Below are 13,558 nucleotides of genomic sequence, written 5' to 3' on the forward strand. Positions count from 1 at the left end.
ATTTGTCTACTCACTCCGCTGACATGCACTTATCCGAGCGGCCACCTGTCCGCGCAGTGGTTTCCGGCGGCGTCCGCATCGGGGCATACTCGCTGGGATGACCCCCATCCAGCGGTACATCGCCGAAGAGATCGCCACCGACCACGTCGACGGCCTGCTGTCTCGGCGCGAGGCGTTGCGCCGGCTGGCGCTGCTCGGCGTCGGCACCGCGGGCGCCACGGCGCTGTTCGCCGCGTGCGGCCAGAACCAGGAGCAGAAGTCCGACACGCCGGCCACGACCAGCGGCACCGCCACGCACAGCGCCCCGCCGCCGGGCAGCGAGACCGCGGTGCCCACCACACCGGTCACCTGGGCGGGACCTCGCGGCGAACTGCAGGCCGCCTGGGCCGACGCCCCGGACGTCCGTGGTGGCGTCCTCGTGATCCACGAGAACAAGGGGCTCAACGACTACATCCGTTCGGTGGCGGGTCGGTTCGCCGGAATCGGCTACTCGGCGTTGGCGATCGACCTGCTGTCGGCGCAGGGCGGAACATCGACGTTCGCCGACCCCGCGGAGGCGACGCGGCGCTGGGCAAGATCCCGCCGCAAGACGCGGTCGCGGATCTGAGATCAGGCATCGACGAACTGCAGCGGCGCGTACCCGGGAAAAGGATCGCCGCCGTCGGCTTCTGCATGGGCGGCGGTTATGTGTGGCGGCTGCTGGCCGCCGGCGAACCCCGGCTGTCGGCGGCTGTCCCGTTCTACGGGCCAACACCCGACAACCCCGACTTCTCCGGCTCGAAAGACGTTGCCGTGCTCGGCATTTACGCGGCGCAGGATCAGCGGGTGAACGCCACCGAACCCGTCGCGAGGGCGGCGCTGGAAAGCGCCGGCCTGGTTTTCGAGTTGGTCACCGAACCCGACGCCAATCACGCGTTCTTCAACGACACCGGGGAGCGCTACAACGCGACCGCCGCGGCCGATGCGTGGCGTCGTGTGCAGGACTGGTTCACCCGCTACGTCGCCTGACGTTCCCCAACCTCCTCAGCGAGCGTGCATGTCTGGTCACGACGCGCCGCCCAGACAACGGCGGTTGCGCACCCTCGCCGGCTCACGACCGTGCGCAAAGTGCGGGCACAACCGGGCAACGGTGGCCTACGATCCGGAGATGATCAGGTCGCTGATGGTCACGGTCTTCGCCGTCACCCTGAGTTTCCTGTCGGTCCCGGTGGTGGCGGACGCCGAACCGGCCGATCCGCCGTGCACGTTCACCCTCTCCGCACCACACGTCGTCCAGGTGTCGGGCACGGACATGGTGGCGGTGACGATGTCGCCGTCCGGCTGTGATGGCGGCACCCCGTATCAGTCGATCGCCTGCGTCGAACTTCAGGGCAACACGGGACCGGAGAATTGCGTGCAGAACAACGGCTTGTTGACGGCGCGGGCGTACTACTCGCCGTATCAACCGGGTGCGACGTATGTGGCGACCGGCCGGGGCTGTTCGACGTCGGGCAATCCGCCGGAGCCGGTCTGCGAACCGTCCGGACCATTGGCCGCGACCCTCTAACAGCACGCGACAACGCCGCCGCTGCGGCCTGAATCCGGCTCCGCTGCAACGCTTTCACTCATCAAGCAGGTAGTGGCCGGGCGCCGACGGGGTCGAACTGAGCCGCTTGACGGCCGCGGACGAGGCACCGTCGAAGAACCCGAGCGCCCGCCGTGTTCCTGCCCGTCGACGACTTGTCCGACCCGCCGCCGTTTAGGTGGGCTGCCGCCCGGGCACACGCAGAATTAGCGGGTTCGTCAACGAGCCGGCTCGACAGACCAAAGGAGCCGACATGGATAACAACGCCATCGTGTGGATCATCGTCGCAATCGCTCTGATCGCCGCGATCGTGCTGGTGGCGGTCCTGGCGCGCAATGCGCGCAACAAGCGCCGCCGCATGGAGGCCGAGCGGCTCCGCACCGAGGTCGACGAGAAGTCGCATCATCTTCACAAGCGCGAGACCGTCGCGCAGGAAACCGAGGCACGCGCCCGCGCCGCCCAAGCCGAGGCGGAGGCGAAAGCCGCCGAGGCGGCCCGGCTGCAGGATGCCGCCCAGACCCACCGCAACGCGGTCAACACCAAGCGCGACGAACTCGACGAACAACGCGCTCGCGCCGACGCCCTGGACCCGAAGACCCGCGCGTCCGATTCCGTCGTCGACCCGTCCACCAAGACCGACGGTGTGCGAGACGATCACACCGCGCGTCCCGAGCACAACCGCGCCCCCGAGCAGCACCACCGGTCGTGACCGGCCAAGCCAAGACCATCTCGGCCGTCCTCTTCGATATCGACGGCACGCTGGTCGACTCGAACTACCTGCACGTGCATGCCTGGTATCGCGCGTTCGAAGAGGCCGGTCACCCCGTCGAGGCCTGGCGCATTCACCGCTCGATCGGGATGGACGGCACGACGCTGGTCGACACGCTGGCAGAGGACGCCGACACGGAGGCGCGCAGCCAGGCCAAAGACCTGCACTCGCGCTACTACAAAGAGTTGGCGCCGCACCTGAGGCGGCTGCCCGGTGCACGGGAGCTGCTCGAGGCGGTGCACAAACTCGACATCCGGGTCGTGTTGGCGACCTCGGCGCCCGAAGAGGAACTGTCGATGCTGCGTGAGGTGCTCGACAGCGACCACCTGGTCTACGCGGTGACCTCATCTGAGGATGTGGACACCGCCAAACCCGAGCCCGACATCGTCGAGATCGCCCTCGAGCGCGCGGGGGTGACGGCCTCGCATGCCGTCTTCGTCGGCGACACCGTTTGGGACGTGGAAGCCTGTAAACGCGCCGGCGTCGACAGCATCGGTGTGCTCAGCGGGGGAGTATCCCGCGGTGAGCTCGAAACCGCCGGAGCCCAACGGGTTTTCGAACATCCACTGGAGTTGTGCCAGCACCTCGATGACACGCCGATCGCCGCGCTGGCCAACATCGTCGGCGCCCGCTGAGCCTCGCTCGGCGTCAGCGGGGCAACGCGTACCGCAGGATCGCGGCGACGCCGTCGGCCGGGTCGATGCGCTCGTCGGTGCGGATCAGGGCGGCTCCGGTGTTGATCGCCGCCATCGGCAGCGCCTCGTCGGCCCGCAGGGTCTGGCTGGGTGCCGTACCGAGTTCGGACAGGACGTTGGGGTTCGGCGCGATCGTGGTCAGGTCATCGCCGGCGACGACGGTCGCGTCGCCGACGTCGCCGATGATCAGGGTGTCGACCGCGCCGGCCCGCAGCGCCGCCGTCACGCCGTCGAGCCCTTCGGTCGCCATGCCCTCGCCGCGCCCGAGTTCGGCGGTCAGGCGTTGCGCGGCGTCGTCGATCTCGGCCACGCGCCGCCGCTGGAACTCCTGGTCGATCGCGTGCTGCAGGTCTGCGTCGTCGAAACCGCTCTGCCGCGCCCCCACAGCCACGTCGACCACCAGCGAAGCGACCCGCTCGGGTAGTTGCGCGACGAGGTCGGTGCGCGACTGAACCTCACCGACGACGAACACGACTTCGGGTTTGGCGTCGTCGACCAGCGTGGTCAGCTGGTTGGCGACGGCCCGGATGTTCTGTTGACGCGCTTCATCGGTGGTGCGTTGCGGGTCGCCGTACCCCGGTGTGTCCGCGCCCGATGCCTTGTGCACCGGGTAGGCGTCACCGTCGACGGTGTCCGACACCACGGTGCCCTCGCGGTACAGCGTGATGTCGCCGCCCGCGTGGTCGACGATCACCACGGCGTACGTCGGGCGGTCGAGGCCGTGCTCGACGACCGGGACGATGTAGGGCAGCGCCGAGACCCGGACGACAGGCTCGATGGGCCGGATGAGCTGTTCGTTGACCAGGACACCGTCGGCGCTGGCCACGACTGCGCGCCCGCTGGGCCCGACCGGAGGCGTCGCGTCGGTGACGGCCTGCTCGATGCTTTCGGTCACCGCCGGGTCGGCGCCCTGCTCCTCGAGTTGCTGACGCAACGCGCGCCACTTCAGGTCCATCTGCGCCGCCGCGTCGGCGGTGTTGTGGGAGTCGTCGAAGTACACCGAGGCATAGGGGCCGTTCGAGGTCAGCAGAGTACGAAAGTGATCGGGATGCATGGCCGTTGGTTACCCATGGAGCAGCTGACGACACAAGCTTTCGCCCAACCACGTCTCGAACCGTCGCGACGGCCACCCGCGCCTGCGCACCAGCCGGTCATAGAGGACGGGATCGATCGACAGCCACGCGACGTCCACCGCCTCGGCGCGTTTGAGTGCGCGGTTGAGCGCCTTGCGCTGCGCGAGGCGGTCGACGATTCGACGAGCACCGTCGAGTCGCTGCCGTTCGAAACGCTTCGCCAATTCGCGCGCCTCGTCGTCGGTCCCCGCCGCGACCTCCAGCGCCGTGAACAACCCGGCGGTGCGCGCGTCGATGGCGGTGATGACCGAGGCCCACTTCCGCAGCAGCGTCGCGGCGTCGGCCTCGGCCAGCAGCCCCCGCATCTCGTCGCGGTCGACCAACCCCACCGGCGCGTCATCGCCGGCGACCGCCCACTCCATCGCCACCCTGAGCAGGTCCACCTTGCCGCCGACCGACGTGAACACCGTCTTACGGCTCACTCCGGCGGCGGCGGCCACGGCGTCGATCGTCGTCGCCGCGTACCCGTGTTCGACGAACAGGCGCTCGGCGGCCGCAACGATCCTGCGTCGCGTGTCCGACGCCTGCGCGGCGCGCAACCGCGACGAATACCGCCGCTTGACGGGCTCCGACATTCGAGTAACCTCCTATATATTCATTACACCATAGGTTACTCGAAATGAGCACTCGATGAGAACCGTCGTCGTCGGCGCCGGACCGGCGGGGCTATACAGCGCCATCGCTTCGGCCCGCCGAGGGCACACCGTGATGGTCGTCGACCGCGACCCCGGCCCACCGGCACACGGACGGTGGCAGCGCCGCGGAGTGATGCAGTTCCACCACGCCCACACATTCCGTCGCCAGGTGATCGACGCGCTGGCCGCCGAGATGCCCGAGGTGCTCGACGCGCTGCACGCCGCCGGTGCCGAGACCGCCACCGATGAGCGCGGCGCGGCAGTCGGGTTGCGCTGCCGCAGAACGACGTTCGACGGCGTACTCTGGGGCTGCGCCCGCGCGCACCACAACATCGGGTTCCATCGGGGCAACGTCGACGACGTGCTCGTGGTGAGGGCCGGTGTCGGCGGCGTCCGGGTCGGGACGGCGAGGCTGGAGGCAGACCTGGTGCTCGACGCGTCGGGACGCGACAGCCGCTTCACCCGGTCGATCCGCCCGACGGCTGACAGCGAGGTGTGCGGTGCGGCGTATGTCAGCCGGCAGTATCGCCTACACCGGACGGCCACACCGCCGCCGATGTCGACACCGTTCGGCACCGTGCTCTCGCTGTCGGGCTACTGGGCCTTGGCGTATCTGCATGACAACGCGACCTTCACCGTCACGATCGTGCACGATGGCACCGATCCGCGATTGCGCCTCCTGCGTAATCCCGCGATCTTCGAAGCCGCCATCCGCCAGATACCGGCGCTCTCGGAGTGGATCACCGCGTCCCGCAGTCGCCCCCTGACCGATGTCATGCCCGGGGCTCGTCTACACAACAGCTACCGAGGGCAATGCGACGACTCCGGAGACCCGACGCAACTCGGTCTCATCTCCGTCGGCGACGCGGTGTGCACGACCACCCCGCTCGCGGGGCGCGGCGTCGCGCTGGCACTCATGCAAGGACGCGAGCTGATGCGCATCCTCGACCACTGTGGTGACGATATCGGCTGCGCAACACTTGAATTCGACAAGTGGTGTTTCGACAACATCCGTCCGTGGTACGAAGACCATTGCTACGCCGACGCCGAGCGAATGCGGCGATGGTCCGGTCACGACGTCGACCTCACCAGGCCGCTGCCGTCGGATCTGATCGTTGCCGCGGCCGAAGCCGACCCACAACTCGGTGACATCGTCGGCCCGTACGCCGCGATGGACGCACTGCCCGACACGCTGCGCGCCGCCGAGCCGCGGGCCAGAAAGGTCTACGAAAGCGGTTGGCGCCCAACGCCTGCGGCGGGCCCCCGCCGCGACGAGCTCATCGAGGCGGCGTCCAGGACACCGGTAAGCGCTTGATCCCGTGAATGAACGGTGACAGTAACCTCGCCGGTTCCTCGGTGGCGGCGATATCGGGTAGCTGGCGGTGCAACTCCTCGAACACGACGCTGATCTCACGCCGGGCGAGGTTGGCGCCCAGGCAGAAATGGGCTCCACCACCACCGAATCCAGCATGCGGATTGGGGTTGCGCGTCACGTCGAACGTCCACGGGTCGGCGAACTTGTCCTCGTCGCGGTTCGCCGAGCAGTACCACAGCGTGGCCTTGTCACCCGCAGACATTGTGACGCCGCTGAGTTCGCAGTCTTCGGTCAGGGTGCGGCGCATGTAGTTCACCGGGAACGCCCACCGGACGATCTCCTCGACCGCGGTGGGGGCGACGGCCTCGTAGTCCGCCCACCAGCGCTCGCGCTCACGTGGATAGCGGGTGAGCGCCAGCACGCCGTGGCTGATCGCGTTGCGGGTGGTCTCGTTGCCGGCCACCACCAACAGGATGAAGAACGATGCGATCTCGGCCGACGTCAATCGCTCTCCGTCGACCTCGGCCTCCACCAGCGCGGTCGTCAGGTCCTCCTGGGGACGCGCGCGACGATCCTCGGCATGAGCGGTCGCGTAGGCGCCGATGTCCATCGCGACCTTGACGAACTCCTCATAGTCCTGAGCGATGTCTTTGTCCCCGAAGCCCAGGATCACGTTGGTCCAGTGGAAGATCTGCTGGTGGTCGCCCTCCGGGATGCCCATCATGTCGCAGATCACCTGCAGGGGCAGCGGCCCGGCCAACTCCGCGACGACCTCGCCGTGGCCGTCGGGATGTTCGGCGATCATCCCTTCGACGAGGCGCCGGGCACGGTCCCTGACCGAAGCCTCGGTGCGCGCCACCACCCTCGGCGTGAAGGCACGACTGACGATGTTGCGCAGCCGAAGATGCCGCGGATCGTCGGTCACGATCATCGAGCCGAAATACTCCGACAGCTCCGGGTTCGCGTCGTTGATCGTGATGCTCGGGCTCGAGCTGAAGATATGCGGATGTCTGCTGGCGTACCAGACGTCGTCGAACTTGGTGATCGCCCAGTGTCCGGGGCCTTCCTCCACGCCGGGTGTCTCCAGGGGCGAGTGGAACGAGACCGGCGCCTCGCGGCGCAGCGTGGCGAAGGCGCCGTCGCGGAAGTCGTCGGGCTTGACCCAGAAGTTCCAGGAGCCCAGGTCGACCTCGGACAGCGGCACCTCGGGCGGAGGGGCGCCGTTCTCCTTGACCAGGTGCGCGCCGAAGGTGGGCGGCGTAGCGGTGTCCACCCGTTCGAGGGTAGGCCGATATCCGCGCCGGGAGGGCGATTCGGCCGCAGTGGCCAAATGGCCTACGGCAACTGCCAGTTCATGTTCTCGGCGAACACGCGGGCATCGTCGGAGAGGGTGCCGAGCTCATGACAGCGCTGGACGTAGCCCTGCACCATCACCAGGAAGTTCATCGGGTTGTACGCGTCCTCTTCGTAGCTCCACTTCCCGTCGCCTGCGTACCTGAGCACCGTGATCACCGGTGTGCCGTGCACGCTGCCGTCGCCCGGATCCTTCATCGTGTTGACGTTGCGGTTGATCACCCAGCCCTTGTCGACGTCGATCGAATACCACTCGACCGGATAGAAGGGCATCTCGCTGCCGGGGAACGTGTTCATCGTCGAGACGATCCAGTCGCGGATGGCCTCTCGGCCGGACATGTCGCCCAGCGCATGCTCGACGTAGGTCGCGTCCTCGGTGAAGTGATCGGCATAGCTCGACCAGTTCCACGTCGTGCCGATGTCGACGACCGCGTCCTGATAAGCGCGAAACGCCTCGTCGATCTCCTCACGTGACCACTGACCCATCGCAGGCTCCTCGGCATCGCGGCGAACTGGCACCGTTCTACCAAAGGGGCGGCCCCGCCGGGGCGGATTCACGATCGTTGGCGGACAAGGCTTTCAGTCGCCCTCGGGCGCCTCGACCACCGCCTTGATGCGCTCGAGCGTCTTGCGCATGTCGCGGATGTTGCGCCGGCGCCGGAGCTGTCCTCCCAACACCGAGAACAACTTCATCAGCACCGAGTCGTTGAGCCGGAAGGACTCGGTGACCTCGGTACCGCCGTCGACGGGGGTGAGCCGGTAATGCCAGTTGTTCACCGCCTTGTCCCCGATGAGCACCGCGAAGCCGAATTCCCGGTTGGGTTCGCAGGCGGTCACCTCGCACGTCGTCCAGTACACGGGCCCGATCTCGTTGCGTTTGACGTGACCGCGAAACCGCGCACCCAACGCAGGCCCGGTGGCACCGCCGAGCCATTCGGCCTCCATGACTTCGGGGGAGAACTTGCCGGTGTTCCGTACATCGGCGATCAAGTCCCAGATCCGCTCCGCCGGCGCCGCCATCGACACCGTCACCGCACCGTCCACCGTTTCCTCGCTCTCTGGCAAGCGTTTTCGAGAACCCTAGCGCCCTGTCGACCGAATGCACCGTGAACGCACTGGTAAGTACGATGGCGGCGACGTGAAAATTCGATTCGGAATCGGCCTCGCCGCCGGCATCGGGCCAGAACTGCTGCCGGACATCGTCGACCATCTGGAGGCCACCGGCGTGGACTCGCTGTGGTTTTCCGAACTCGTGTACTCCGAGGCCGTCGATCCGTTCGTTGGGATGGCCTTCGCTCTGGCGCGTACCCGCAGCTTGAAGGTCGGTACGTCGGTCGCGGTGCTCCCAGGACGGCATCCGGTGCTCGTCGCCAAGCAGCTGGCCTCACTGGCCGCGTTGGGTCCGAAGCGGGTGCTGCCGGTCTTCGGGCTGCGGTCAGCCGTCGCCGCCGAGCGCGAAATCTTCGTCGTGCCCGACGGTGCGCGCGCCGCGGTGTTCGACGAGGCGCTGCGGTTGCTTCGTACGGTGCTCGAACACGACGACGTCTCGTTCGACGGTGACTACTACAAGGTGCGTTCGGCGACCGTGGCTCCCCGGCCCGTCGAACCGCTCGACATCTGGCTGGGCGGGTCCGCACCCGCCGCCTTCCGGCGCATCGGTCGGCTGGGAGACGGTTGGCTGGGCAGCTTTGTCACCCCCGCCGAGGCGCGGCGCGCCCGAGAGGCGATCCAGCGCGCGGCCGAGGCTGCCGAACGTGAGGTCGAGCCGGACCATTTCGGCATCAACCTCGCCGTCGCCGACGGCGGACCGTCGCCGCAGATGCTGGCCGCGATCAGCCGGCGCCGCCCCGACGTCGACCCTTCCGAGCTGATCGCCGACGGCTGGCCACAGCTGCACCGGCAACTCGACGCCTATCAGGAGGCCGGCCTGACCAAATTCGTCATTCGTCCGGCGGGGCGCTTCACGATGACCGAATTCGTCGACCGGTTCGTCGCCGAACTGCTTCCGCGGCAGAACTGACCGTCAGCCATTCGTCTCACCGCGGTCATCGGCCCCTTCGGCCTGGTCGGGTTGCCGGATCGCCTTGTCCTCTTTCATCTCGGGATCGGCGTCGGGGTCCTGGTCGGCGCGGTAGTCGCTACCGCCGGCTGCGTCTGTGCTCATGGCGCGGGCGTACCCGACGCCGATCCGGCGAAACCGTCGGCGCCCACGTCCTCACCGCGACGAGATGTCGCCGTACAGGTCGGGCCAGGGCGGCCGTCGAACCATCGCCACCCCGGCCAGCGTTGAGGTAACCAGCCCGACCAGGATTCCGGCAAGCGCGATGCGGGTCGCGTCGACCGCGGGTCGCCATACGGCGTCGCCGTCCTTGATGACGAACACACCGGCCGGCCTGGTCATCACCTTGACATTCGGCTGATTGCCGCGCCGGGCCCGGCCCCGGACCGCCGCGACGGGGATGACGGTGGTGCCGTCGGCCGTCTCGTAGGGCTGGCCGAAGACACGCGAGGCGTTGGGATCGAAATCGAGACTGTCGAGCAGTTCTGCACGGAGGTCCATGGCGTCATGCTTACTACCCGCAAGCGGGCGTGACAGCCGATCTTCTCGACGAAGGGCGCCAAATGGCGGGGCTATTCCGACGGTAGGTCGTCGTCGGGGATCGGCACCTCGATCGCCTGATCGACCAGATCCGCCTCGTTGGCGTCCCACGTGCGGTCGGGGGTGATCGCCGACGCGTCCTGCCAGGTGTCGGCGTCGTCGGGATCCACCGGGGTGTGCTGGTCGGCCACGTCGGCTTCGGGAATGGCATCGCCGAACGCGAGGCCGTCAGGTGTGCTCATGATCGGTCTCCGTTCTCTTCGGGGTCGCCCGTCTGAAGTCCAACGATAGTGCGGTCATGGCGCCGTGCCACCCGGCGCCACGGTGATCTGCGACGCGTGCATATCGCCGCAGACGGCGCGGCCGCCGTCGTCGACACCTGAGCGGCTGCCGCGGCGGTCACGTCCCTGACCAGGGTGATGACGGCTACACCCAGGTGCTGTGCGTAAACTGCCTGCGACGGGGGAGGCTCTCGAATCGTGCGGAGCTTCGACCTGACCCAATTCGACGCCAGGGGCTGACCGTGCCAGAAAACACCACCGACACCGCCCAGGACCTCACGCCGCATTTCGAGGATGTGCAGTCGCACTACGACCTGTCCGACGACTTCTACCGGCTCTTCCTGGATCCCACGCAGACCTACAGTTGCGCCTTCTTCGAGCGCGACGACATGACGCTCGAGGAAGCCCAGCTCGCCAAGATCGACCTCTCGCTGGGCAAGCTGGGCCTGCAACCGGGGATGACGCTGCTCGACATCGGCTGCGGGTGGGGCGCGACGATCAAACGGGCGCTGGAGCGCTACGACGTCAACGTGGTGGGCCTGACACTGAGCAAGAACCAGCAGGCCCATGTGCAGAAGGTGCTCGACGGCATCGACAGCCCCCGCACCAAGCGGGTTCTGCTGCAGGGGTGGGAGCAGTTCCACGAACCGGTCGATCGCATCGTGTCGATCGGCGCGTTCGAGCACTTCGGTCGCGACCGCTACACCGAGTTCTTCAAGATGGCATACGACGCGTTGCCCGCCGACGGCGTGATGATGCTGCACACCATCGTCAAGCCCGACGATGAGGAGTTCGCCGAGCGCGGCCTGCCGCTGACCATGACCAAGCTGCGATTCTTCAAGTTCATCATGGACGAGATCTTCCCCGGCGGGGATCTGCCCCAGCCCGTCGCGGTGAAGAGGCACGCGACCGAAGCGGGTTTCAACGTGGGCCTGGTTCAGCCGTTGCGGTTGCACTACGCCCGCACGCTGGACCACTGGAGCGCCGCGCTCGAGGCTCACAAGGACGAGGCGATCGCGATCCAGTCCGAAGAGGTCTACGACCGGTACATGAGGTACCTGACCGGCTGCGCGGACCTGTTCCGCGAGGGCTACACCGACGTCTGCCAGTTCACGCTGACCAAGAGCTAACGCCGCCGCAGGGCCCGCCACAGCCGCAACGGCAGCAGGCCGAGTAGCGGCGCGCGCTTCCCGAGGTCGTCGGTGTCGCGCTTGTTGAACGCCTTGGCGTATCTGCGCGCGTCCTCGGCTGTGGCGTACTCCTTGGCGCCCTGCGCCTCGCCACAACGCTCGCACTTCCACCGCATGACGCGGCCGTCAGCCCGAAACGTCGGGTTGTGCCCGAATATGCTGCAGCCCAACGTCATTGCTGCGACGTCCCAGGCGGCATGCCGAACTTGTTTCGACCGTGCCGGGCGATCCGGTTCTCCGCCAACGCGACCCGCAACGCCTTGCGGAACTCACCCGGACCCCAGTACCGCGCGCCGACCGCCCTGTACAGTTCGCGCGCCGACATCGGTTCGTGCTCGCTCACCGCGCGCGCAATCGTTTCGATCTCGTGGTCGAGCGCCGATTCGGGCGCACCGGGCGTCGGCGGCTCGCGCCATGCCCCGTACCAGCCCGCCGCCGGCCCGGGCCGGTAGCGCCGCGCCTGGTTGGCTGCCCGCTCACGTTCGGTGCGCTCGGCGATGCGCGCCTTGCGCGCCGCGCGTTCTTTGTCGCGCTCCGAAGGTGCCTCCGCCTCCTTCTCGTCTTCGTCCGCGGTTGTCAGCGGCATGGCCAGGTCCTCGAGTTTCTGCCCCTCGGCCTTCACCCCGAATATCAGCTCGACAACGCCGCCGACGGCCATCACCGCCGCGCCGATCAGGAAGGAGACCGCGACCAGTCCGCGATCACCGGACTCGATGAGCTGGCCGAACAACAGGGGCCCGGTGATACCGCCGACCGCGGTGCCGACGGCATAGAAGAACGCGATCGCCAAAGCTCGCGTCTCCATGGGGAATATCTCGCTGACGGTGAGATAGGCGGCGCTGGCTCCCGACGACGCCAGGAAGAAGCACACGCCCAATACCGTCATGAATATCCACACGCCGCCCGTCTGGGAAACGAACAGCACGGTCAGGGCGACCGCCACGCACGCCGAACCCAGATATGCGAACGAGATCATCGGTTTTCGGCCGACGGTGTCGAAGAACCGGCCGAGCAGGATCGGGCCGGCGAAATTGCTCAGGGCCCATATCGCGTAGAACATCGGCACGATGCCGGACGAGACGTCGTAGAAACCGCTCAGAAGGGTTCCGAGGTTGAACGTGAAAGCGTTGTAGAGAAACGCCTGCCCGATGAAGAGCGCGAGGCCGAGGACGGCCCGGCGGGGATACTTCGTGAACGCCACGTGGGCGATCTCCCGGAACGAGATCGTCTTGCGTTGACGCACGGTCAACGATCCCTCGGGTTCCTCGAGGGTCTGGCCGGTCTCGCGTTCCACCTCGCGCTCGATCTCGCCGACGATGCGTTCGGCTTCGTCCTCACGACCGTGAATGAACAACCAGCGCGGGCTTTCCGGGACGTTCCGCCGCACCACGAGGACCACGAGACCGAAGACGGCGCCGATGCCGAAAGCGATGCGCCAGCCGAGGTCTGCCGGGAAGATCGCGGTGTTCAACAGCACCAGTGCGCCTGCGGCACCGCCGGCGGCTCCGAGCCAGTAGGAGCCGTTGATGATCAGGTCGACGCGGCCACGGACGCGGGCGGGGATCAATTCGTCGATCGCGGAGTTGATCGCGGCGTACTCGCCGCCGATACCCGCGCCGGTGAAGAACCGCGCTATGTAGAAGTACCACGGCGCGAAGGCGAAAGCCGTTGCCACCGTGGCCGCGAGGTACACCGCGAGGGTGAGCAGAAACAGCTTCTTGCGGCCGAACCGGTCGGTGAGTTGACCGAAGAACAACGCGCCCAGACAGGCGCCGGTGATGTAAATCGCGGCGGCGATGCCGATTTCACCTGCGGTCAACTCGATCCCGCTACCGCTCTCGGTCAAGCGGGACGCGACGTTGCCCACCATGGTGACTTCGAGGCCGTCGAGGATCCACACACCGCCGAGCCCCAGCACGACGCGCCAGTGGAATCGCGACCACGGCAACCGATCCAGCCGGCTCGGAACCTGCGTGGTGATCGTGCCGGTTTGCACCCCAGAACTCATCGGCAGCCTCCTCGAC

General features: G+C 67.4%; 16 protein-coding genes and 1 pseudogene. 7 read left to right on the plus strand and 10 right to left on the minus strand.

Annotated features, from left to right (window positions below; all coding sequences use genetic code 11):
• Positions 1-97: 97 nt before the first annotated feature.
• From AU072_RS07285 to AU072_RS07300, 4 genes and pseudogenes are all read left to right on the plus strand, one after another.
• Positions 98-1,008: pseudogene (locus tag AU072_RS07285) on the plus strand (dienelactone hydrolase family protein).
• Positions 1,009-1,147: 139 nt separating this feature from the next.
• Positions 1,148-1,546, plus strand: a complete 399-nt coding sequence (locus tag AU072_RS07290; RefSeq protein WP_064413255.1) for a hypothetical protein — start codon at positions 1,148-1,150, stop codon at positions 1,544-1,546.
• 271 nt (positions 1,547-1,817) lie between these two features.
• Complete coding sequence (locus AU072_RS07295; RefSeq protein ID WP_082680677.1) at positions 1,818-2,273, plus strand: hypothetical protein; 456 nt, start codon at positions 1,818-1,820, stop codon at positions 2,271-2,273.
• Positions 2,270-2,968 (plus strand): HAD family hydrolase, encoded by a 699-nt coding sequence (locus tag AU072_RS07300; RefSeq protein WP_064413156.1) that lies wholly within the window; start codon positions 2,270-2,272, stop codon positions 2,966-2,968. The genes AU072_RS07295 and AU072_RS07300 overlap by 4 nt, the downstream gene beginning before the upstream one ends.
• A gap of 13 nt (positions 2,969-2,981) precedes the next feature.
• Here AU072_RS07300 and AU072_RS07305 read toward each other — a convergent pair whose 3' ends face one another.
• Complete coding sequence (locus AU072_RS07305; protein ID WP_064413157.1) at positions 2,982-4,082, minus strand: Rv2629 family ribosome hibernation factor; 1,101 nt, start codon at positions 4,080-4,082, stop codon at positions 2,982-2,984.
• A gap of 9 nt (positions 4,083-4,091) precedes the next feature.
• Entirely contained in the window at positions 4,092-4,736 is a 645-nt protein-coding gene (locus AU072_RS07310; RefSeq protein WP_064413158.1) for a TetR/AcrR family transcriptional regulator, read from the minus strand.
• 55 nt (positions 4,737-4,791) lie between these two features.
• Here AU072_RS07310 and AU072_RS07315 point away from each other — a divergent pair, with 55 nt between their 5' ends.
• Positions 4,792-6,111, plus strand: a complete 1,320-nt coding sequence (locus tag AU072_RS07315; RefSeq protein WP_064413159.1) for an FAD-dependent oxidoreductase — start codon at positions 4,792-4,794, stop codon at positions 6,109-6,111.
• On the opposite strand, the gene AU072_RS07320 is transcribed toward AU072_RS07315, so the two are convergent.
• The 3 genes from AU072_RS07320 to AU072_RS07330 all read right to left on the minus strand — a co-directional run bounded on the left by AU072_RS07320 (position 6,074) and on the right by AU072_RS07330 (position 8,508).
• Positions 6,074-7,384, minus strand: a complete 1,311-nt coding sequence (locus AU072_RS07320; RefSeq protein WP_064413160.1) for a cytochrome P450 — start codon at positions 7,382-7,384, stop codon at positions 6,074-6,076. The genes AU072_RS07315 and AU072_RS07320 overlap by 38 nt on opposite strands.
• Before the next feature lie 62 nt (positions 7,385-7,446).
• Entirely contained in the window at positions 7,447-7,950 is a 504-nt protein-coding gene (locus tag AU072_RS07325) for a Cif family virulence factor (RefSeq protein ID WP_064413161.1), read from the minus strand.
• Between the two features lie 93 nt (positions 7,951-8,043).
• A complete protein-coding gene (locus AU072_RS07330; RefSeq protein WP_064413162.1) occupies positions 8,044-8,508 on the minus strand; it encodes an SRPBCC family protein in 465 nt (154 codons plus the stop codon).
• A 94-nt stretch (positions 8,509-8,602) separates the two neighbouring features.
• Between AU072_RS07330 and AU072_RS07335 the strand changes: the two genes are divergently transcribed.
• Complete coding sequence (locus tag AU072_RS07335; protein WP_064413256.1) at positions 8,603-9,484, plus strand: TIGR03854 family LLM class F420-dependent oxidoreductase; 882 nt, start codon at positions 8,603-8,605, stop codon at positions 9,482-9,484.
• 3 nt (positions 9,485-9,487) lie between these two features.
• On the opposite strand, the gene AU072_RS28260 is transcribed toward AU072_RS07335, so the two are convergent.
• The 3 genes from AU072_RS28260 to AU072_RS07345 form a co-directional block, all read right to left on the minus strand.
• Positions 9,488-9,628: a hypothetical protein gene (locus AU072_RS28260; RefSeq protein WP_165595593.1), complete on the minus strand. Its 141-nt coding sequence runs from the start codon at positions 9,626-9,628 to the stop codon at positions 9,488-9,490.
• A 51-nt stretch (positions 9,629-9,679) separates the two neighbouring features.
• Positions 9,680-10,024 carry a hypothetical protein gene (locus AU072_RS07340; protein ID WP_064413163.1) on the minus strand — a complete coding sequence of 115 codons (345 nt, stop codon included), beginning with the start codon at positions 10,022-10,024 and terminating at the stop codon, positions 9,680-9,682.
• Positions 10,025-10,095: 71 nt separating this feature from the next.
• Entirely contained in the window at positions 10,096-10,305 is a 210-nt protein-coding gene (locus AU072_RS07345; protein ID WP_064413164.1) for an Rv3202a family protein, read from the minus strand.
• Between the two features lie 281 nt (positions 10,306-10,586).
• Between AU072_RS07345 and AU072_RS07350 the strand changes: the two genes are divergently transcribed.
• Positions 10,587-11,474: a cyclopropane mycolic acid synthase family methyltransferase gene (locus AU072_RS07350; protein WP_064413165.1), complete on the plus strand. Its 888-nt coding sequence runs from the start codon at positions 10,587-10,589 to the stop codon at positions 11,472-11,474.
• Here the strand turns inward: AU072_RS07350 and AU072_RS07355 are convergent.
• Positions 11,471-11,650 carry a hypothetical protein gene (locus AU072_RS07355; RefSeq protein WP_231744846.1) on the minus strand — a complete coding sequence of 60 codons (180 nt, stop codon included), beginning with the start codon at positions 11,648-11,650 and terminating at the stop codon, positions 11,471-11,473. The genes AU072_RS07350 and AU072_RS07355 overlap by 4 nt on opposite strands.
• 56 nt (positions 11,651-11,706) lie before the next feature.
• On the minus strand, positions 11,707-13,542 hold the full coding sequence (locus AU072_RS07360) for an MFS transporter (protein ID WP_064413167.1): 1,836 nt from the start codon (positions 13,540-13,542) through the stop codon (positions 11,707-11,709).
• Positions 13,543-13,558 lie beyond the last annotated feature (16 nt).

This window comes from Mycolicibacterium novocastrense (assembly GCF_001499835.1).
Classification (GTDB): domain Bacteria; phylum Actinomycetota; class Actinomycetes; order Mycobacteriales; family Mycobacteriaceae; genus Mycobacterium; species Mycobacterium novocastrense.